The sequence below is a fragment of the Microbacterium azadirachtae genome (genome assembly GCF_025583665.1).
Classification (GTDB): Bacteria; Actinomycetota; Actinomycetes; order Actinomycetales; family Microbacteriaceae; genus Microbacterium; species Microbacterium azadirachtae.
In genome coordinates this window covers 1,462,693-1,482,097 of record NZ_CP099706.1, presented here as the reverse complement: position 1 = coordinate 1,482,097, position 19,405 = coordinate 1,462,693, and the positions used below count along the sequence as shown (strand labels likewise).

At 69.0% G+C, this 19,405-nt stretch carries 19 protein-coding genes; 8 read left to right on the top strand and 11 right to left on the bottom strand.

Annotation, left to right across the window (positions count from 1 at the left end):
* The first annotated feature begins 150 nt into the window (after positions 1-150).
* Positions 151-750: a DUF4126 domain-containing protein gene (locus tag NFX31_RS07020; protein ID WP_262957065.1), complete on the top strand. Its 600-nt coding sequence runs from the start codon at positions 151-153 to the stop codon at positions 748-750.
* Here NFX31_RS07020 and NFX31_RS07015 read toward each other — a convergent pair.
* The 4 genes from NFX31_RS07015 to rpsA form a co-directional block, all read right to left on the bottom strand.
* On the bottom strand, positions 747-1,538 hold the full coding sequence (locus tag NFX31_RS07015) for a GNAT family N-acetyltransferase (protein ID WP_262957064.1): 792 nt from the start codon (positions 1,536-1,538) through the stop codon (positions 747-749). The genes NFX31_RS07020 and NFX31_RS07015 overlap by 4 nt on opposite strands.
* Complete coding sequence (gene coaE / locus NFX31_RS07010) at positions 1,535-2,143, bottom strand: dephospho-CoA kinase (RefSeq protein ID WP_091475805.1); 609 nt, start codon at positions 2,141-2,143, stop codon at positions 1,535-1,537. The genes NFX31_RS07015 and coaE overlap by 4 nt, the downstream gene beginning before the upstream one ends.
* 44 nt (positions 2,144-2,187) lie before the next feature.
* Positions 2,188-3,399, bottom strand: a complete 1,212-nt coding sequence (locus NFX31_RS07005) for an MFS transporter (protein ID WP_262957063.1) — start codon at positions 3,397-3,399, stop codon at positions 2,188-2,190.
* A 171-nt stretch (positions 3,400-3,570) separates the two neighbouring features.
* Entirely contained in the window at positions 3,571-5,028 is a 1,458-nt protein-coding gene (gene rpsA, locus NFX31_RS07000; RefSeq protein ID WP_045252330.1) for a 30S ribosomal protein S1, read from the bottom strand.
* A 322-nt stretch (positions 5,029-5,350) separates the two neighbouring features.
* Here rpsA and NFX31_RS06995 point away from each other — a divergent pair, with 322 nt between their 5' ends.
* Entirely contained in the window at positions 5,351-6,286 is a 936-nt protein-coding gene (locus tag NFX31_RS06995) for a 5'-3' exonuclease (RefSeq protein WP_262957062.1), read from the top strand.
* A gap of 24 nt (positions 6,287-6,310) precedes the next feature.
* On the opposite strand, the gene NFX31_RS06990 is transcribed toward NFX31_RS06995, so the two are convergent.
* Together NFX31_RS06990 and trpD are read right to left on the bottom strand one after the other, a co-directional pair.
* Positions 6,311-7,297: a PHP domain-containing protein gene (locus NFX31_RS06990; protein ID WP_262957061.1), complete on the bottom strand. Its 987-nt coding sequence runs from the start codon at positions 7,295-7,297 to the stop codon at positions 6,311-6,313.
* 15 nt (positions 7,298-7,312) lie between these two features.
* A complete protein-coding gene (trpD, locus tag NFX31_RS06985) occupies positions 7,313-8,377 on the bottom strand; it encodes an anthranilate phosphoribosyltransferase (RefSeq protein WP_091475789.1) in 1,065 nt (354 codons plus the stop codon).
* A gap of 181 nt (positions 8,378-8,558) precedes the next feature.
* On the opposite strand from trpD, the gene ctaE reads away from it, so the two are divergent.
* The 5 genes from ctaE (at position 8,559) to NFX31_RS06960 (ending at position 13,441) form a co-directional block, all read left to right on the top strand.
* Positions 8,559-9,191, top strand: coding sequence for an aa3-type cytochrome oxidase subunit III (gene ctaE, locus NFX31_RS06980; RefSeq protein ID WP_091475785.1), 633 nt, complete (start codon positions 8,559-8,561; stop codon positions 9,189-9,191).
* A 21-nt stretch (positions 9,192-9,212) separates the two neighbouring features.
* On the top strand, positions 9,213-10,010 hold the full coding sequence (gene qcrC, locus NFX31_RS06975) for a cytochrome bc1 complex diheme cytochrome c subunit (RefSeq protein ID WP_045252334.1): 798 nt from the start codon (positions 9,213-9,215) through the stop codon (positions 10,008-10,010).
* 33 nt (positions 10,011-10,043) lie between these two features.
* Entirely contained in the window at positions 10,044-11,117 is a 1,074-nt protein-coding gene (gene qcrA / locus NFX31_RS06970) for a cytochrome bc1 complex Rieske iron-sulfur subunit (protein WP_045252335.1), read from the top strand.
* On the top strand, positions 11,114-12,925 hold the full coding sequence (qcrB, locus tag NFX31_RS06965) for a cytochrome bc1 complex cytochrome b subunit (RefSeq protein WP_262957060.1): 1,812 nt from the start codon (positions 11,114-11,116) through the stop codon (positions 12,923-12,925). The genes qcrA and qcrB overlap by 4 nt, the downstream gene beginning before the upstream one ends.
* Positions 12,926-13,024: 99 nt before the next feature.
* A complete protein-coding gene (locus NFX31_RS06960; protein ID WP_045252337.1) occupies positions 13,025-13,441 on the top strand; it encodes a rhodanese-like domain-containing protein in 417 nt (138 codons plus the stop codon).
* Between the two features lie 188 nt (positions 13,442-13,629).
* Here the strand turns inward: NFX31_RS06960 and NFX31_RS06955 are convergent, their stop codons facing one another.
* The 5 genes from NFX31_RS06955 to NFX31_RS06935 all read right to left on the bottom strand — a co-directional run bounded on the left by NFX31_RS06955 (position 13,630) and on the right by NFX31_RS06935 (position 18,715).
* Positions 13,630-14,064 (bottom strand): cytochrome c oxidase subunit 4, encoded by a 435-nt coding sequence (locus NFX31_RS06955; protein ID WP_045252338.1) that lies wholly within the window; start codon positions 14,062-14,064, stop codon positions 13,630-13,632.
* A 3-nt stretch (positions 14,065-14,067) separates the two neighbouring features.
* Positions 14,068-15,795 (bottom strand): aa3-type cytochrome oxidase subunit I, encoded by a 1,728-nt coding sequence (gene ctaD, locus NFX31_RS06950; protein ID WP_045252339.1) that lies wholly within the window; start codon positions 15,793-15,795, stop codon positions 14,068-14,070.
* Between the two features lie 5 nt (positions 15,796-15,800).
* Positions 15,801-16,700, bottom strand: coding sequence for an aa3-type cytochrome oxidase subunit II (gene ctaC / locus NFX31_RS06945; RefSeq protein WP_045252340.1), 900 nt, complete (start codon positions 16,698-16,700; stop codon positions 15,801-15,803).
* 122 nt (positions 16,701-16,822) lie between these two features.
* Positions 16,823-17,185 carry an iron-sulfur cluster insertion protein ErpA gene (gene erpA / locus NFX31_RS06940; protein ID WP_045252341.1) on the bottom strand — a complete coding sequence of 121 codons (363 nt, stop codon included), beginning with the start codon at positions 17,183-17,185 and terminating at the stop codon, positions 16,823-16,825.
* A 114-nt stretch (positions 17,186-17,299) separates the two neighbouring features.
* Complete coding sequence (locus NFX31_RS06935; protein ID WP_262957059.1) at positions 17,300-18,715, bottom strand: dipeptidase; 1,416 nt, start codon at positions 18,713-18,715, stop codon at positions 17,300-17,302.
* 54 nt (positions 18,716-18,769) lie between these two features.
* Between NFX31_RS06935 and NFX31_RS06930 the strand changes: the two genes are divergently transcribed.
* Positions 18,770-19,333 carry a DUF3043 domain-containing protein gene (locus NFX31_RS06930; protein WP_045252343.1) on the top strand — a complete coding sequence of 188 codons (564 nt, stop codon included), beginning with the start codon at positions 18,770-18,772 and terminating at the stop codon, positions 19,331-19,333.
* The last annotated feature ends 72 nt before the right edge of the window (positions 19,334-19,405 follow it).

Here is a 19,405-nt window from a genome sequence, read left to right as displayed (position 1 = left end):
ACCGACGAAGATATACGATCGCGGCGAATATTGCAAACCATCCGTACAAACTGTCCGATCGGTTGGTTTCTCCACTCGTAGACACGCTCCGGACAGTGAGCGACGCGCGATCCTGGGCGCACCGACGGTCCCCGCCCCTACAGTGGTGCCGTGATCGAGTTCGTGATCGGATCCAGTCTCGCCGCGGCCGCGGGCCTGAACGCGTGGATCCCCCTGTTCCTGCTCGGACTCGCGGCTCGCCTGCTCCCCGCCGTCACGCTCCCCGCGGGATGGACCTGGCTGAGCAGCGATCTCGCGCTCTGGATCATCGGCCTCCTGCTCGTGCTGGAGATCGTCGCGGACAAGATCCCGGCACTCGACTCGCTGAACGACATCGTGCACAGCATCATCCGGCCCGCGGCGGGCGGCATCGCTTTCGGGGCGGGCGCGAGCGCGCAGACCGTCGCCGTCGACGATCCAGGGACTTTCTTCTCCACGCACGCCTGGATCCCGATCGTCGCGGGAGTCCTCATCGCGCTGGCGGTGCACGTCGTGAAGGCGACGGGTCGCGTCGCGGCGAACACCGCGACCGCAGGGATCGCCGCGCCCGCGCTGAGCACCGCGGAGGACGTCGTGTCGTTCGTCCTCGCCGCGGCCGCGATCCTCGTGCCGCTCCTCGCCGCCGCGCTGCTCGTGGGCCTGATCGTCGCCGTCGTCGTGCTCGTGCGACGGCGCACCCGCCGGCGGAGGACGACGGCGACCGGGGACTAGCCGGTCGCCTCCCGCGTCCACACCCACGGGGTGGTGGTCGTGAACCGGCGCATGCCGGAGCGTTCCAGGATGGGACGGGAGAACTCGGTGGAGTCCGAGTGCAGGAATCGCAGCCCCCGTGCCAGCGCCGCCTGCGCGCGCTTCGCGGTGAGCGCGCGGTAGACGCCGCGCCCGCGCCACTCCGGAACGGTCGCACCTCCCCAGATGCCCGCGAACTCCGTGCCCGCCACCGGCTCCAGGCGCCCGGCGCTGATCACGCGTCCGCCGGCCTCCGCGATCCAGAGGACGACGTCCTCCCCCTCGGCGAGCCGCTCGATCATGTGCTCCGCCCTGGCCTCCCCGTCACCGTGTCCGAAGACGGCCGCCTCCATCTGCTCCATCGCGCGGATGTCCCGGGCGTCACGGATCTCACGCAGGACGACCCCGTCCGGCAGGGACAGGTCGGCCGCGAGCGCCGCCGCCTCGCCCAGCATGACCGACTCCGTCTCCTCTGGCTCGAACCCTGCGTCGTGCAGGGCCGCGTCGAGCCCGGGCGCGACGTCGTGCCCGCGTGTCTTCCACTCCGCCGTGCGCACGGCCGGGTGCCGGGTGAAGTGCTCCCTGACCTGGACGACGAGGGACCGGATCCGGCGCTCGCCGAGCCCGTCCAGGTCTCGATAGCTCGCGAAGCCGGCTCCGCCGGGGAAGATCCCGACCGACACCGGGCCGATCGTCTGCACGTCGTCGGCCCCCTGGAGCTCGGCCTCCCCGCGCAGCTGCGCATCGTATGCCGCGAGCAGATCCGTCACGCAGTCTCCCCCGCGCTCAGGCGACGCCAGAGGCCGTCCGTCTGCCGGAGCGTGTCGTCGAGGCTGCCCGCGGTGTCGATGACGACGTCCGCGATCTCCCGGCGCTTCTCGTCGGAGACCTGCGAGGCGATGCGCTTGCGCGCCTCGGCACGATCGAGGCCGCGCTCACGCACGAGCCTCTCCTCGCGCTCCGCGGCCGGTGCGTCGGCGACGACGATCAGATCCCAGGGATCGTCGACCCGCGCCTCGACGAGCAGGGGCACGTCGTAGACCACGACCGCCGCAGGATCCGCATCCCGCGCGGCCGCGAAGCGGCGCTGCGACTCGGCCTTGACGGCGGGATGGACGATCGCGTTGAGCCGGCCGAGGGCCTCAGCGTCGCCGAACACCCGTGCGCCGAGCGCGGCACGGTCCAGTTCGCCATCGGCCCGGATCATATCCTCGCCGAACTCTGCGGCGATGCGGTCGAGCACCGGGGAGCCCGGTGCCTGCACGTCGCGGACGATCCGATCGGCATCGACGACGACGGCGCCGTGCTCCGCCAGCCGGGCGGCGATCGTGGACTTGCCCGACGCGATCCCGCCGGTGAGTGCGATGAGGGGCATGCTGCCAGTCTCGCACGGTGCCGCCGGGCGCCGTGCGCGCGGGATCACCGCCGTGACGGGTCGGCGCCGCGCAGGGCGGAGGCGGCGGCCAGCGCGGCCAGAGCGCACATCGCGATGACGATCGCCGCGAACCACGCCCATCCCGCGGAGCCGAACACGACTCCCAGGATCCAGCCGAACAGACTCGATCCGGCGTAGTAGGCGAAGTAGTAGAGGGACGACGCCTGGGCGCGGCTGTCGGCCTCCGTGGCGACCGAGGTCCACCCCGATGCCACCGCGTGCGCGCCGAAGAAGCCCGCGGTGAACAGCAGCAGGCCGGCGAGCACCGCGATCGTGCTCGACGCCAGCAGGAGCAGCGCTCCGCACGCCATGACGGCGATCGCGCCCAGCAGCACCGGATACCGCCCGATGCGGGAGGCGAGCACGCCGGCCCAGGGTGAGGAGAACGTGCCGGCGAGATACGCGAGGAAGAGCAGCGTCACGAACCAGGCCGGCAGGGCGAACGGCGGCGCGGCGAGGTGGAAGCCCAGATAGTTGTACACGGCGACGAAGGCCCCCATGAGCAGGAACCCCTGCGCGTAGAGCGCGCGCTGGCGAGGCGAGCGCAGCAGGCGACGCAGGCGTGCCGGGACACCTGCGCCGCGCTCGCTCCCCGGGATCCGTGGGACGAACCCCTGCGAGCGCGGCGCCAGCCACAGGAACAGCACGGCCGCCACCGCGCAGAGCCCGGTCGCCGTCCACACCCCGGCGCGCCACCCGCCGCCTTCCGCCACGAGGCCCGAGACGATGCGCCCCGCGAGGCCGCCGACGGTCGTGCCGGCGATGTAGCTGCCTGCGGCCGCCGCGGCGTGACGCGGCCCCACCTCCTCCGCGAGGTAGGCCAGCGCGACGGCGGGGACCGCGCCCAGGGCCACACCCTCGGCGCCGCGCACCACGAGCAGCACGACGATGCTCCCGCTGAAGGGAGCGAGCAGGCCCAGCACCGTCGCAGCGATCACTCCGACCGCCATCACCGGCACGCGTCCGACGCGGTCGGCGACGACCGACCAGCCGATGACCGAGGCGGCGAGCCCCAGGGTCGCGGCCGAGACGCTCAGCGCCGCCGTGGCCGGCGGGATCGCGAGATTACGGGCCATCTGAGGCAGCACGGCCTGGGGCGCGTAGAGCTGCGCGAAGGTCGCGACTCCAGCGAAGAACAGTCCGAGGATCAGCCGCCGGTACTCCGCGGAACCGGGCGCGTGACCCGCGAAGCTCATGGGGCGAGGATCCGCATTCGCGTGCCGCGAGGGGGACGCGGCAGGAGCGGATCCATGTGCTCCATCCTCACATGCCGGCGGCGTCGCTCCGACGGGAGGCGCGTCGAGGATGCGGAAAGGGCCGCCACCCGCCCGAAGGCGAGGTGACGGCCCGTTCCGATGAGGCGATGCTTACGCGTTGCCGCCCGAGAGCTTCTCGCGGAGAGCCGCGAGAGCCTCGTCGTCGGCGAGCGTGCCGGCGCCGGTGGACTCGCTCGAGAACGACTGCGCGCCCCCGAAGTCGTCGCCCGCGGCAGCCTCGGCCTCGGCGGCCTTGAGCACCTGAGCCTTGTGCGCCTCCCAGCGAGCCTGGGCAGCGGCGTACTCCTGCTCCCAAGCCTCGCGCTGGGCGTCGAAGCCTTCCTTCCACGCACCGGTCTCGGCGTCGAAGCCCTCCGGGTACTTGTACTCGCCGTTCTCGTCGTACTCGGCGAGCATGCCGTACAGAGCCGGGTCGAACTCGGTGCCGTACGGGTCGACCGACTCGTTGGCCTGCTTCAGCGACAGCGAGATGCGGCGACGCTCGAGGTCGATGTCGATGACCTTGACGAACACCTCTTCGCCCACCGAGACGACCTGCTCGGCCAGCTCGACGTGCTTGCTGGACAGCTCGGAGATGTGCACGAGGCCCTCGATGCCGTCCGCGACGCGGACGAACGCACCGAACGGGACGAGCTTGGTGACCTTGCCCGGGGTGACCTGGCCGATGGCGTGGGTGCGGGCGAAGACCTGCCACGGGTCCTCCTGCGTCGCCTTCAGCGACAGGGAGACGCGCTCGCGGTCGAGGTCGACCTCGAGGATCTCGACGGTGACCTCCTGGCCCACCTCGACGACCTCGGAGGCGTGCTCGATGTGCTTCCAGGACAGCTCGGAGACGTGCACGAGGCCGTCCACGCCGCCGAGGTCGACGAACGCACCGAAGTTGACGATCGACGAGACGACGCCCTTGCGGACCTGGCCCTTGTGCAGGTTGTTGAGGAACGTGGTGCGCGACTCGGACTGCGTCTGCTCGAGCAGGGCGCGGCGCGAGAGGACCACGTTGTTGCGGTTCTTGTCGAGCTCGAGGATCTTGGCCTCGAGCTCCTGGCCGAGGTACGGCGTGAGGTCGCGGACGCGGCGCAGCTCGATGAGCGAGGCCGGCAGGAAGCCGCGGAGGCCGATGTCGACGATGAGTCCACCCTTGACGACCTCGATGACCTGACCGGTGACGACGCCGTCGTTCTCCTTGATCTTCTCCACGTCGCCCCAGGCGCGCTCGTACTGGGCGCGCTTCTTGGACAGGATCAGACGGCCTTCCTTGTCCTCCTTCTGGAGGACGAGGGCCTCGACCTGGTCGCCGACGGAGACGACCTCGTTGGGGTCGACGTCGTGCTTGATGCTCAGCTCGCGCGAGGGGATGACGCCCTCGGTCTTGTAGCCGACGTCCAGCAGCACCTCGTCGCGGTCGATCTTGACGATCGTGCCCTCGATGATGTCGCCGTCGTTGAAGAACTTCAGAGTCTTCTCGACCGCAGCCAGGAAGTCCTCGGCAGATCCGATGTCGTTGATCGCGACCTGCTTGGTGGCCGGGGCGGCCGTTGCGGTAGTCATGTAGTGGGTTGTCCTTGTTGATGGATACTCGGGCCACGACGCGCGCTCCTCAGGGAGCACAGGATCGCGTCGCGGCGAAATGGATGTGTGTTGTTCGTCACGCACACGTGAGGAAGCCCCCACGGGTGACAGTTCATGCTATCAGGTCGCCGTGAGCTGCGGAAACCGCATTCGCAGGCGGATCAGGCGGCGTGGCGGACTCTGCGCACAGCGGATGCAACACGGACTCCGGGCACGGTGTTCCCGGAGCATCACCCGGCCCCCGGGCGTCGTGCGGCCCGCGTTCCGACAGCCGCGTGCCCCCGCCTGGCAGACTGTGGGCATGACCGACGCCGCTCCGAAGCTGCTCCTGCTCGACACCGCCAGCCTGTACTTCCGTGCGTTCTACGGGGTGCCCGATGCGGTCAAGGCTCCTGACGGCACCTCGGTGAACGCGGCACGCGGCCTTCTCGACATGATCGCGAAACTGGTCGGCGCCTATCGCCCCACGCATCTCGTCGCATGCTGGGACGACGACTGGCGCCCGCAGTGGCGCGTCGACCTCATCCCCAGCTACAAGGCGCACCGGGTGGTCGAGGTCGTCCCGGGCGGCGCCGACGTCGAGGAGGTGCCGGACCCCCTCGAGGCGCAGATCCCGATCATCCGACAGGCCCTGGGCGCGCTGCGGATCCCGATCATCGGCGTCGCGGAGCACGAGGCAGACGACGTGATCGGCACCCTGGCGACGATCGCGGGAATGCCGGTCGACATCGTCACCGGAGATCGCGACCTGTTCCAGCTCGTCGACGACGGCCGCGCGGTGCGCGTGATCTACACGGCCCGCGGGATGAGCAACCTGGAGACGGTCACCGAGGAGACGGTCGTCACGAAGTACGGCGTGCTGCCGAGCCAGTACGCCGACTTCGCCACGATGCGCGGCGACGCCTCGGACGGGCTCCCCGGCGTCGCCGGGGTGGGCGAGAAGACGGCGGCCAACCTCCTGGCCGTGCACGGAGACCTCCCCGCGATCCGCGCCGCCGCCGAGACGGCGACGGGCATGTCCGCCGGCGTGGCGAACAAGATCCTCGCGTCGTCCGACTACCTCGACGTGGCTCCGACCGTCGTGCGCGTCGCCACGGCGCTCCCGATCTCGGTGCCGACCGACGCCCTGCGCCCGCTGGACACGGCGGAGACCGCCGCCGCGGTCGCCGTCGCCGAGCGGTGGAACCTCGGCACGTCGATGGCGCGCGCGCTCGAAGCCCTCGAGCGCACCGCCTGACGCCCGCGCGTCGCTCGGATCGGTTCAGCCGGCCCAGCGCCGCAGTCGCTCGAGCCCCCACGTGGTGACGATCCGCTCCGCGGGGACCCCGGCACGTTCCGCGCGCTGCGCGCCGTGGTCCAGGAGGGACAACTGCCCGGGAGCATGCGCATCGGAGTCGATCGAGAAGAGGCAGCCCGCCTCGAGCGCGACCGCGATGAGCTCGTCGGGCGGGTCCTGCCGCTCCGGGCGGGAGTTGATCTCGACCGCGACGCCGTGCTCGGCGCACGCCTCGAAGACCGCACGGGCGTCGAACCTCGACGGCGGCCGCGTGCCCCGCTCCCCCTGCACGAGCCGCCCCGTGACGTGCCCGAGCACGCTGACGCGCGGATCCGACACCGCGGCGATCATGCGCCTGGTCATCGGCCCCGGCTCCATCGCGAGCTTGGAGTGCACGGAGGCGACCACCACGTCGAGCTCGCCGAGCAGGGCGTCCTCCTGATCCAGGCGTCCGTCTTCGAGGATGTCGACCTCGATCCCCGCGAGCATGGTCAGGCCGTCTCCGCTGAGCGCACGCACCTCGGGGATCTGGGTGCGCAGCCGTTCCGCGGTCAGGCCCCGCGCGACACGGAGACGCGGCGAGTGGTCGGTGATGGCGAGGTACTCGTGGCCCAGCGCCCGCGCCGCGTCCGCCATCGCCGCGATCGGCGTCGTCCCGTCCGACCACTCGGTGTGCGCGTGCAGATCGCCGCGCAGCCGGGAGCGCAGCTCGGAGACGATCTCCGGCTCGACCTCGCCGCGCAGCTCCACCAAGTACGACGGCGTCTCGCCGGCGAGGGCCTGCCGGATCACCTCGAACGTCGACGCGCCGATCCCCTTGGCCTGCTGGATCCGCCCCAGGTCCTGCCTCGCGTCGTCGGGAAGGGCCTCGTACGTCGCCGCCGCGGCGCGGAACGCCTTCGCCCGGTACCTCGACGCGCGCTCGCGCTCCAGCAGCCTCGCGATCTCGAGCAGCGCCTCCTGCGGATCCATCCCGGCCTCCCGCCGTCAGCTCGCGGCGAGCTCCCGCGACGCCGCCACCCAGGCGTCGAGCTTGGCCAGCGCGCTCCCGTCGTCCACGGCGGCCTCGGCCTTCGTGAGCGCGTCGCGCAGACGCTGCACGATCGGCACCTGCGCCTGCGCGGCGTCGTGCGACAGCTCGTACGCCACGATGCCGGCCGCGGCGTTCAGCAGCACGATGTCGCGGACGGCCCCACGCTCGCCCTCCAGCGTGCGGCGCAGCACGCCCGCGTTGTGCTCGGGCGAGCCTCCGATGAGGTCCTCGAGCTCGGCGAGCGGGATGCCGAGATCGCGGGGATCGAGGTCATGCTCGTGGATGTCGCCGCGGGTGACCTCCCAGATCCGGCTGTGCCCCGTGGTCGTCAGCTCGTCGAGCCCGTCGTCGCCGCGGAACACGAGCGCCGTGGCGCCGCGCGTGCGGAAGACGCCGGTGATCAGCGGGACGCGGTCGAGCTGGGCGACGCCCACGGCGTTCGCCTCGGCGCGCGCCGGGTTGCAGAGCGGGCCGAGCATGTTGAACACGGTCGGCACGCCCAGCTCCGAACGCACCGCTGCCGCGTTCTTGAAGCCCGGGTGGAAGGCGCCGGCCCACGCGAAGGTGATGCCGGTGCGATCGAGGATCTCGGAGACGGACTGCGGATCCAGCGTGAGCTGCAGTCCCAGCGCGCCCAGCACGTCGGACGACCCCGAGGAGGAGCTCGCGGCGCGGTTGCCGTGCTTGACCACGGGCACGCCGGTCGCGCCGATGATGATCGCCGCGGTCGTCGACACGTTCACGGTCCCGATCCGGTCGCCGCCGGTGCCGACGATGTCGAGCACGTCCGAGGAGACCGGCAGGGGCACCGCCGCCTCGAGGATCGCGTCGCGGAAGCCGACGACCTCGTCGATCGTCTCCCCCTTCGCGCGGAGGCCGATGAGGAATCCGGCGAGCTGCGCCTCGGTGGCCTGGCCGCGCATCACCTGACGCATCGCCCACGTGGACTCGTAGACGCTCAGATCACGTCCGGCGAGCAGGGTGGAGAGGACATCGGGCCAGGTCAGAGCTTCCGCCATGCCAGAGATCCTATCGATGTGATGCAGTCGTGATCGCGGGGTCAGGATCCCGGCGCTCCCCCGCCATGCCGCGTCTCTCAGGGGATTCGCGGCGGGTTCCGAGGTCGCACCGAGGCTGGGGCGGGCTGAACCGCCGGGCCCGGTGCGACAATCGGCCCCGCGGATCGGCCATAATGGACGGGTGACGACCTCAGCGACGTATGCCCCGGCGGCGAGAACGATCAAGCGCCCCAACCCGGTGGCTGTGGGAACCATTGTCTGGCTCGGCAGTGAGGTGATGTTCTTCGCGGGACTCTTCGCGATCTACTTCACCCTGCGCAGCACCTCTCCGGAGCTCTGGGCCTCGCGCACCGAGCACCTGAACGTGCCGTTCGCCGCGATCAACACCCTGGTCCTGGTGGCGTCATCGTTCACCTGCCAGATGGGCGTGTTCGCCGCCGAGCGCATGCAGCCGTACACGGCCGTGAACGACAAGGGCCGCAAGCGCTGGGGCATGGTCCCGTGGTTCTGGCTGACCTTCATCATGGGCGCGTTCTTCGTGTCCGGCCAGGTGTGGGAGTACTCGCAGCTCGTCGCGGAGGGCATGCCGATCTCGGCCGACTCCTACGCCTCTGCGTTCTACATCACCACCGGCTTCCACGCTCTGCACGTCACCGGCGGCCTGGTCGCGTTCCTGCTGACCCTGGGCCGCGCCTTCGCCGTCAAGAACTTCACGCACAAGGAGGCGACGACCGCGATCGTGGTGTCCTACTACTGGCACTTCGTCGACGTCGTCTGGATCGTGCTGTTCTTCGTCATCTATTTCCTCAAGTAAGAAGCGGAGCGGATTCCCGACATGGCACGTGAGAAGAAGCGCCGTACCGGCCGTCGCAGCCCCCTGGCCGCGGCGGCGCTGATCGGCGCAGGCCTGATGATCACCGGCGGCGTCTACGCCGGTGCGAGCGCGGCGTTCGCCGCCACCGAGCCGGCGTCCGTCACCGCCGCGGTGTCGACCGAGGACGGCCAGAAGCTGTTCCAGGCGAACTGCGCGACCTGCCACGGCATGAACCTGCAGGGCACGTCGACCGGTCCCAGCCTCTACGGCGTGGGCGAGCTGGCCGTCGAGTTCCAGATGTCGACGGGACGCATGCCGCTGCAGATGCAGGGACCGCAGGCGCCGCAGAAGCACCCGCAGTTCACCGAGGAGCAGATCAAGAACGTCGCGGCCTGGGTGCAGTCGGTCGCGCCCGGCCCCACCTACCCCGATGAGAAGATCACCGACGGCAAGGGCGATGTGGCGCACGGCGCCGAGCTCTTCCGAATCAACTGCGCGATGTGCCACAACGTCGCCGGCGCCGGCGGCGCGCTGACCGAGGGCAAGTACGCCCCCGGTCTCATGAAGACCAGCGCCCTGCACATGTACGCGGCGATGGTCACCGGCCCGCAGAACATGCCGGTCTTCGGCGACATGAACCTGACGCCCGAGGACAAGCGCGACATCATCTCGGCGCTGCTCTTCCAGCAGAAGGCGACTCAGGTGGGCGGCATGGATCTCGGATCCCTCGGCCCCGTCTCGGAGGGTCTGTTCATCTGGATCTTCGGCATCGGCGCACTCGTCGCCATCACCGTGTGGATCACGGCGAAGTCCAACTGACGCCGGCTTATCGAAGAACGTACGAGGAGAACCATGGCACACGACGACCCGCACGCTCTTGACCGGACCTATCAGGCTCCGGCTGGGCTGAGCGTCGACGTCAGCGACCCCGCGCTGAACCCCGGGCTGCCCCCGCACCGCGCTCGCGTCACCGACCAGGACCCGAAGGCGATGAAGGCCGCCGTCCGCACGGTCTACACGCTCTTCTACCTGTCGCTCGCGGGCAGCATCTGGGCGGTCGCCGCCTACATGCTGTTCCCGATCGAGAGCGGCTCGCTCATCGATGTGCGCTACAACAATCTGTTCATCGGTCTCGGCATCGCCCTCGCGCTGCTCGCCCTCGGCATCGGCGCGATCCACTGGTCGAAGGCGATCATGGCCGACCACGAGCACGTCGAGTACCGCCACCCCACGCGCGGTCGCGATTCGACGCGTGCGGCCGCGATCCAGGCGTTCGCCGACGCGAACGAGGAGTCCGGCTTCGGACGTCGCGTGATGATCCGCAACTCGCTCATCGCGGCCGTCGTGGCGTCGGTCGTTCCCGGCCTCGCCCTGTTCCGCGGTCTCGCCCCCCAGGACACTCCGGAGAACCCGATCGCGGGCCAGCCGGTGAAGCTCCTGCAGCACACGATGTGGGAGAAGGGCATGCGCCTCGCGCACGACCCCGACGGCACCCCCATCCGCGCGGCGGACATCACGATCGGCTCGGCCGTGCACGTGATCCCCGAGCCCCTCGGCAAGGTGGCCCACGAGGACGGCTACCTCGAGGAGAAGGCCAAGGCCATCGTGCTGCTCATGCGTCTGCTCCCCGAGCAGCTCATCGAGTCCGAGGAGCGCAAGAGCTGGTCGTACAACGGCATCGTCGCGTACTCCAAGGTCTGCACCCACGTCGGCTGCCCCGTCGCGCTCTACGAGCAGCAGACCCACCACCTGCTCTGCCCGTGCCACCAGTCGCAGTTCGACGTCACGGAGCACGCCAAGGTCATCTTCGGCCCGGCGGCGCGTCCGTTGCCGCAGCTGCCGATCACGGTCGACGACGAGGGCTACCTCGTCGCGCAGAGCGATTTCCACGAACCCGTCGGTCCGAGCTTCTGGGAGCGTCATTGAGCACCGCAACTGTTACCGAGCCGAAGTCCTCGGAGAAGCCCTCGGAGGCGCCTCTGGGCGGCCGATTCGTCGGCGGCCTCTCGAACTACATCGATGAGCGGACGAGCCTCTCGGGCTTCGTCAAGGAGCTCGGCCGCAAGATCTTCCCGGATCACTGGTCGTTCATGCTCGGCGAGATCGCGCTCTGGAGCTTCGTCGTCGTGCTGCTCTCCGGCACGTTCCTGACGTTCTTCTTCCAGGCCTCGATGGTGCCGACGCACTACTCCGGCGCCTACCCCCCGATGCGGGGTGTCGAGATGTCGGCCGCGCTGGACTCGACCCTGCGCATCTCGTTCGACATCCGCGGCGGCCTGCTGGTCCGTCAGATCCACCACTGGGCGGCCCTGACGTTCGTAGCCGGCATCGGTGTGCACATGCTTCGCGTCTTCTTCACGGGTGCGTTCCGCAAGCCGCGTGAGCTCAACTGGGTGATCGGCTTCGTGCTCTTCGTCCTCGCCATGGCCGAGGGCTTCACCGGCTACTCGCTCCCCGACGACCTGCTCTCGGGCAACGGTCTGCGCATCATCGACGGCATGATCAAGGGCCTCCCGCTGATCGGCACCTGGACCTCGTTCATGCTCTTCGGCGGCGAGTTCCCGGGCGACCAGATCGTCGGGCGCCTGTACACGCTGCACATCCTGATCCTCCCGCTGCTGGTCATCGGCCTGGTCGTGCTGCACTTGATGCTCATGGTCATCAACAAGCACACGCAGTTCGCCGGCCCCGGCCGCACCGAGGAGAACGTCGTCGGCTACCCGATGATGCCGATCTACATGTCGAAGATGGGCGGATTCCTGTTCATCACCTTCGGCGTCATCGTCCTGATCGCCTCGCTCTTCCAGATCAACCCGATCTGGAACTACGGGCCGTACGACCCCTCCCCCGTCTCGGCGGGCACCCAGCCGGACTGGTACATCGGCTTCGCCGACGGCGCCCTGCGTCTGGCTCCGTCGAACCTCGACGTGGTGTTCCTCGACCACACCTGGTCGTTCGGCATCATCATCCCGGTACTGGTGCTGGGTCTGTTCATCGTGCTCGTCGCCGTCTACCCCTTCATCGAGGCGTGGATCACCGGTGACAAGCGCGAGCACCACATCGCGCAGCGTCCCCGCACCTCGGCGACGCGCACCGCGATCGGCGTCGCTGGCGTGGTCTTCTACGCGACCCTGTGGGCGGCGGCGTCGTCCGACCTGATCGCGACGCACTTCTCGCTCACGATGGAGGGTGTCATCCACACGCTCCAGGCCCTGCTCTTCGTCGGTCCGGTGCTCAGCTACTTCGTCACGAAGCGCATCTGCATCGCTCTGCAGAAGAAGGATCGTGAGATCGTCCTGCACGGCTACGAGTCGGGTCGCATCGTCCGCCTCCCCGGCGGCGAGTACATCGAGGTGCACAAGCCCGTCGACGTGTACGACCGCTGGAAGCTCGTCGACACCGAGGTGTACGAGCCGCTTGTCGTCCGCCCCAACGCCAAGGGCCGCATCCCGTGGACGCAGAACCTGCGCTCCTCGATCTCGCGGTGGTTCTTCGAGGACCGTCTCTCCCCGCTCACGCAGGCGGAGATCGCGGCAGCGGACGCCCACCAGCGTCACACGCTGCACGACGTGAACGAGGGCGCGCACGAGGAGATCGTCGCCTCCCACGCCCGCGCGGGTGTGAGCGAGGACCAGATCGCTCCGGCCGACACCTCGCACGTCAGCGAGACGCCGAACACGCCGAGCTCCGCGCTCGCGCCGGAGTCGCTCCCCAAGAAGGAACAGGGCGAGTAACCCTCCCCCGCACGCTCGAAGGCCCCGTCGTTTGACGGGGCCTTCGTCGTTGCCGTCTCATACGCGATTCCCGCCCCTCGCAGCGGATACGCTGACCTCATGACCTCCGCCGACTATTTCGCCGCGAAGCTCGCCCACGAGACCGATGCGAGCGATCTGCACGCAGCCCGCAAAGCCGGCGAACGGATCGCCGTCGTCGACGTGCGCAGCGACGAGGCTTGGGCACAGGGACGCGTCATGGACGCCATCCACATGCACTACAGCGAGATCCCCGCACGCGCTCCTCAGGAGATCCCTCTGGACACCCCCGTGGTCGTGTACTGCTGGAGCCCCGGCTGCAACGCGGCCGACAAGGGGGCGCTGGCCTTCGCACAGCTCGGCTACGAGGTGAAGGTGATGATCGGCGGATTCGAGTACTGGGTGCGCGAGGGCTACCCCGTCGAGGACGCCGACGGTGTCCATCGCCGCCCCGTGGACGCCCTCACCGGCATCGCCCGCATCCGAACCCGCGCCTGACGAGGTCCGCGCCCCGCAGCAGCGCGGTGGCTCTTTCTTTGACCGGACTCCCGCCTGATCGCTCACGGACGTCGGGCATCCGTTTCGCGCGCGATGCGCAAGGGACGGGGGCGCGTTCTCTCGACGCAGTCGCCCATGCACGAAAGAGGCCCTGGAGCGATGCTCCAGGGCCTCTCGACGACCTTCGCTCAGCGAGCGAAGTGACCGCGGTAGTACTCGTACACCCAGCCGACGATCGCCACGACGAAGATCGCAAGGGCGACGGGGAAGAGGAAGACACCGACAGCGAGGGCGATCATGCCGACAGCGGCGGCGCCGGCCAGCACGATCGGCCACCAGGACCAGGGGCTGAACTCGCCCAGCTCCGGGTCGCCGTCGTCGATGTCGCTCGTGAGGATGTCCTCGGGCAGCGTGCCGCCCTGAGCCTTGTGGGTGCGGTCGAGGTAGAACGCCACCATCGCGCCCATGAACGCGGCGAAGAACAGGGCGACGGTGCCGACCCATTCGATCGCCTTCACAGGCGGCTCACCGGCGTGCGCGATGAGGTTCCAGACCGTGTACGTCACGCCCATGAGGGCGAAGAAGGCGGTGAGGATCCACCACAGGACGATGTTGTCGCGCATGGGTCAGTGGCCCTTTCCGTCGGCGGCCGCGGCAACCGGGTGCTCTGCGGCCTCCGGGTGGTTGAGGTCGAATGCGGGACGCTCGCTGCGGATGCGCGGGATCGACGTGAAGTTGTGCCGCGGCGGCGGGCACGACGTCGCCCACTCGAGCGACGCGCCGTATCCCCACGGGTCGTTCACGGTGACCTTCGGCGCCTTGCGCGCGGTGAGCCAGACGTTCAGGAAGAACGGCAGCATCGAAGCGCCCAGGATGATCGCGCCGATCGTCGAGACCTGGTTCTCCCACGTCCAGTTGTCGTACGCGGAGTAGTCCGCGTAACGACGAGGCATGCCGTCGACGCCCAGCCAGTGCTGGATGAGGAACGTCATGTGGAAGCCGATGAACAGCATCCAGAAGTGCACGTAGCCGAGGCGCTCGTTGAGCATGCGACCCGTCCACTTCGGCCACCAGAAGTAGAAGCCGGCGAACATCGCGAACACGACGGTTCCGAACACCACGTAGTGGAAGTGGGCCACGACGAAGTAGGAGTCCGAGAGGAAGAAGTCCAGCGGCGGGGAGGCCAGGATCACACCGGTCAGACCACCGAAGACGAACGACACCAGGAAGCCGAGCGAGAACACCATCGGCGTCTCGAACGTCACGGATCCTCGCCACAGCGTGCCGATCCAGTTGAAGATCTTCACACCGGTCGGGACGGCGATGAGCATCGTCATCAGAGCGAAGAACGGCAGCAGCACACCGCCGGTGACGTACATGTGGTGCGCCCACACCGCGACCGACAGGGCCGCGATGGCGATCGTCGCGTAGACGAGGGTCTTGTACCCGAAGATCGGCTTGCGGCTGAACACCGGGAAGATCTCGGAGACGATGCCGAAGAACGGCAGCGCGATGATGTAGACCTCGGGGTGGCCGAAGAACCAGAACAGGTGCTGCCAGAGCAGGACGCCGCCGTTGGCCGGGTCGTAGATGTGCGCGCCGAGGACGCGGTCGGCGGCCGCAGCCAGCATCGCCGCGGCGAGCACCGGGAACGCCATCAGGATGAGGAGGCTCGTGATCAGCGTGTTCCACGAGAAGATCGGCATGCGCCACATCGTCATGCCCGGGGCGCGCATCGTGATGATCGTGGTGATGAAGTTCACCGCACCGAGGATCGTGCCGAAACCGGACATGCCGAGGCCGAGCATCCACAGGTTTCCACCCGCACCCGGTGTGAACGAGGCGCTGGCGAGGGGCTGATACGCGAACCAGCCGAACGACGCCGCGCCCTGCGGGGTGAGGAATCCAGCGACCGCGATGGTCGAGCCGAACAGGAACAGCCAGAACGCGAAGGCGTTCAGACGCGGGAAGGCCACATCGGGAGCACCGATCTGCAGCGGCAGGATCGCGTTCGCGAAGCCCGCGAACAGCGGCGTCGCGAACATGAGCAGCATGATCGTGCCGTGCATCGTGAACAGCTGGTTGTACTGCTCCTTGGTCGGGATGATCTGCATGCCCGGCGAGAACAGCTCGGCGCGGATGATGAGCGCCATCACGCCGCCGAGGAGGAAGAACAGCACCGAGGCGATCAGGTACATGTACCCGATGGTCTTGTGGTCCGTGGAGGTGATCCACTTGACGACGATGTTGCCCTTCTGCTCGACGCGGGTCGAGCTGAGCAGGGCCGCCTGACGCGGCGGGATCGTCGTCGGACGCGCGCCGACCTCAGACGTGTCGGGAAGAGTGCTCGTCATTCTGCTTACTTCGCTTCCGAGTCGGTCGTGGGCTTCCCGGTGCCGGGGAAGTTGGTGAGGCGGTCGTAGGCGTCGGTGATGTCGCCCGTGTTCCCCTCGTCCTTGAGCTTGGTCAGGTAGGCCTGGTACTCGGCGTCGCTGACGACCTTCACGTTGAAGAGCATCATCGAGTGGTACTCGCCGCAGAGCTCGGCGCACTTGCCCTGGTAGGTGCCCTCACGCGTCGGGGTGAAGGACCACGAGTTGTCCTTCCCGATGTACATGTCCTTCTTGTACAGGAAGTCGATGATCCAGAAAGAGTGGATCACGTCGCGCGACTGCAGCGTGATGTGCACCTTCTTATTCACCGGCAGGTACAGCGTCGGAAGAGCCGCCTGGTCGATGTTGCCGGCCTTGTCCGGCTGCGCCTGGACGCCCATGGTCCAGACCGCGTCGGAGTTGTCCTTCTCCGTGCCGTCGTACTGGAAGTCCCAGGCCCACTGCTTGCCGATCGCGGTGATCGACACATCGGGCTTCTCGTACTGGGTCTCGATGATCGTCTGGTCACGAGCCGTGAACGCGAACATCCCGAAGATGAGGATCAGCGGCACGATCGTGTAGAAGATCTCGATCGGCATGTTGTAGCGCAGCTGCACCGGCAGGCCGGTCTGGCCCTTGCGACGGCGGTACGCGATCGCGGCCCAGCCCATCAGACCCCAGGTGATGAGGCCGACGACGAGGAGAACGATCCACGAGTTGACCCAGAGCGCGGCGACGCGATCGGTCTGGTTGGTGGCGGGTGTGCCATCGGCGACGAAGCCCGGAAGGAATCCGTGGAGCTCTGTGGGAGAGCATCCCGCGAGGGCCACGGCTGCCGCGACTCCCAAGGGGAGTGCGGCCCAACGAAGGCGGCGTTTCGAGGGCACGATGCACCTTTCAGATCACGGACGTGGGCTACCCCAGTCTAGGGCAAGCTCACACCCGATTCACGCCATCCACGCAGGTTCGGCGTGGATGGCGCAGGGGTGGGAGAGGGGGATTCCGCGGGTCAGTGGAAGCTGTCGCCGCAGGCGCAGGAGCCCTGCGCGTTGGGGTTGTCGATGGTGAACCCCTGCTCCGAGATCGTGTCCTTGAAGTCGATCGAGGCACCGTCCAGATACGGCACGCTCATGTTGTCGACGATCACCTCGACGCCGTCGAAATCGACGGTCTCGTCGCCTTCGAGATAGCGCTCGTCGAAGTAGAGCTGGTAGATCAGGCCGGAGCAGCCGCCGGGCTGCACGGCGACGCGCAGGCGGAGGTCGTCGCGGCCTTCCTGCTCCAGCAGGCTCTTCACCTTCGCCGCAGCGGCGTCGGTGAGCTTCACACCGTGCGCGGTGGTGGTCTCGGGGGTGAGGGTGATGTCGCTCATGTCGCTCCTTGGATCGGCCGTGCAGCGGCACGGTTTCCGTCCCTCGAGTCTACCGCCGCGCACGGGGGTGGCATCGAGCGCGGCCGTCACGACCGCGTCTCGATGCCGGGCGTGTCAGAGGGTGATCTCGTTCATCCGCGCCAGCAGCAGCGCCTCGGTCGCGACCGCGTTGCGGAAGGTCTGCAGGTGCAGCGACTCGTTCGGGCTGTGTGCGCGCGCGTGCGGGTCCTCGACGCCGGTCACCAGGATCTCCGCGCCCGGGAACCGCTCGACGAGGTCGGCGATGAACGGGATGGATCCGCCGACGCCGAGATCGACCGGGTCCTTGCCGTAGCCGTCGGCCATCGCCCCGCGCGTCAGCCCCACAGCCCAGCCCGACGTGTCGACGAGGAAGGGGTTGCCGAGATCGAGGTCTGAGAAGGACAGCTGGGCGCCGAAGGGGGCGTGCGCCCGCAGGTGCGCCTCGAGCGCCGCATACGCCTCGTCTGCGCTCTGGCCGGGCGCGATGCGGCAGCTCAGCACCACGGTGGTCTCGGGGGCGAGCGTGTTGGACGCGGCGGCCACCGAGGTGGCGTCGATGCCGATGACGGTGACCGACGGCTTGTTCCAGATGCGGCTGAGGATCGTCCCGTCGCCGCTGGGCGAGACGCCGGGGAGCAGCCCGGTCTCATCGCGCAGCGTCTCCTCGCTGTACTCGGGGGTCTCGGCGTCGCGCACCGTGAGCCCCTCGACGGCGACGGATCCGTTCTCGTCCCAGAGCGTGTCGAGCAGGCGGATCGTGGCGAGCATCGCGTCGGGCACCGCTCCCCCGAACATGCCTGAGTGCGAGGCGTGACCGAGAGTGCGCACGGTGAGCGTGAAGCGCACCGCGCCGCGCAGCGAGACCGTGAGGCCGGGCGTGGAAGAGTCCCAGTTGCCCGAGTCGGCCACGACGATCGCGTCGGCGCGGAGGGCGTCCTCGTTGTCGGTGAGGAACTGGGCGAACGACCGGGAGCCGTACTCCTCCTCCCCCTCGATGAACATCGCGATCCCGAGATCGAGGTCGTCGCCGAGCGATTCCGCGACCGCGCGGATCGACGCGATGTGCGCCATGATGCCGGCCTTGTCGTCGGCCGCGCCGCGACCGTACAGCCGGCCGTCGCGCACCGTGGGCTCGAACGGCGGGGTCTCCCACAGCTCGTCCGCCCCCGGGGGCTGGACGTCGTGGTGCGCGTAGAGCAGGATCGTCGGCTTGCCGTTGCGCGCGGCCCGGCGGGCGAGCACGGCCGGCTGGCCGACCTCGTCGGTGCCGGGGATCGCCGAGCGCAGCACGCGCACGCTGTCGAACACGCCCGTGCCCTCGGCGAGCTCCGCGACCGCGGCCGCGCTGCGCACCAGCTGCGTCTGGTCGAACGCCGGCCACGCGATGCCGGGGATGCGCACGAGGTCTCCGAGGTCGCTCAGCGCGGCGGGGATCCCGGTGGAGACGGCGGCGGCGACGGCGGCTTCGACGTCACCGGGTGCGGTGACCGAGGAGGAGGGAGAAGTCATGCAGGTAATCTTAGGGAACACCCGTTTCTCCTCTCTCGACATCCAGGAGCCTTCGTGCCCAGCACTCCCACCCCCGCCCCCGACGACTCCGCCGACGAGGCGACGAGCGGCAAGGGTCGCCGCACGCCCACGCGCGCGGAGCAGGAGGCCGCCCGGCGCCGTCCGCTGGTGCCGGACACGAAGGAGGCCAAGGCGCAGGCGCGCGCCGAGCTGCGCCAGCGCCAGGAGCGTCAGCGCATCGGGATGGCCAACGGCGAGGAGAAGTACCTCCCGGTCCGGGACCGCGGTCCGCAGCGCCGCTGGGTGCGCGACTACGTCGACGCCGGCTGGCACGTCAGCGAATGGATCATGGCGCTCATGGTCGTCGTGATCATCGTGTCGCTGATCCCGAACACGCTCGTGGCGTACTGGGCGTTCGTCGGTCTGTGGGGCTTCATCGCGATCGCGATCATCGACATGGTCTTCCTCGGGATCCGCGTGAACCGCCGGATCGCCGACAAGTTCGGCAAGGACAAGCGCGAGCGCGGCCTGGCCTGGTACGCGGCGATGCGCTCCCTGCAGATGCGCTTCATGCGCCTGCCGAAGCCGCAGGTCAAGCGCGGCCAGTACCCGGACTGATCCGGCCCCCGCTCAGAACGACGAAGATCCCGGTGCGCGTGATGCGCCCGGGATCTTCTCTTCGTCCGCCGG

Excerpts from the sequence above, each read along its gene's own strand:
- coaE (WP_091475805.1), bottom strand. The coding sequence starts at position 2,143 with ATGCCCCTCATCGCACTCACCGGCGGGATCGCGTCGGGCAAGTCCACG.
- NFX31_RS07005 (WP_262957063.1), bottom strand. The coding sequence starts at position 3,399 with ATGAGCTTCGCGGGTCACGCGCCCGGTTCCGCGGAGTACCGGCGGCTG.
- rpsA (WP_045252330.1), bottom strand. The coding sequence starts at position 5,028 with ATGACTACCGCAACGGCCGCCCCGGCCACCAAGCAGGTCGCGATCAAC.
- NFX31_RS06995 (WP_262957062.1), top strand. The coding sequence starts at position 5,351 with ATGACCGACGCCGCTCCGAAGCTGCTCCTGCTCGACACCGCCAGCCTG.
- NFX31_RS06990 (WP_262957061.1), bottom strand. The coding sequence starts at position 7,297 with ATGGATCCGCAGGAGGCGCTGCTCGAGATCGCGAGGCTGCTGGAGCGC.
- trpD (WP_091475789.1), bottom strand. The coding sequence starts at position 8,377 with ATGGCGGAAGCTCTGACCTGGCCCGATGTCCTCTCCACCCTGCTCGCC.
- qcrC (WP_045252334.1), top strand. The coding sequence starts at position 9,213 with ATGGCACGTGAGAAGAAGCGCCGTACCGGCCGTCGCAGCCCCCTGGCC.
- qcrA (WP_045252335.1), top strand. The coding sequence starts at position 10,044 with ATGGCACACGACGACCCGCACGCTCTTGACCGGACCTATCAGGCTCCG.
- NFX31_RS06960 (WP_045252337.1), top strand. The coding sequence starts at position 13,025 with ATGACCTCCGCCGACTATTTCGCCGCGAAGCTCGCCCACGAGACCGAT.
- NFX31_RS06955 (WP_045252338.1), bottom strand. The coding sequence starts at position 14,064 with ATGCGCGACAACATCGTCCTGTGGTGGATCCTCACCGCCTTCTTCGCC.
- ctaD (WP_045252339.1), bottom strand. The coding sequence starts at position 15,795 with ATGACGAGCACTCTTCCCGACACGTCTGAGGTCGGCGCGCGTCCGACG.
- erpA (WP_045252341.1), bottom strand. The coding sequence starts at position 17,185 with ATGAGCGACATCACCCTCACCCCCGAGACCACCACCGCGCACGGTGTG.
- NFX31_RS06935 (WP_262957059.1), bottom strand. The coding sequence starts at position 18,715 with ATGACTTCTCCCTCCTCCTCGGTCACCGCACCCGGTGACGTCGAAGCC.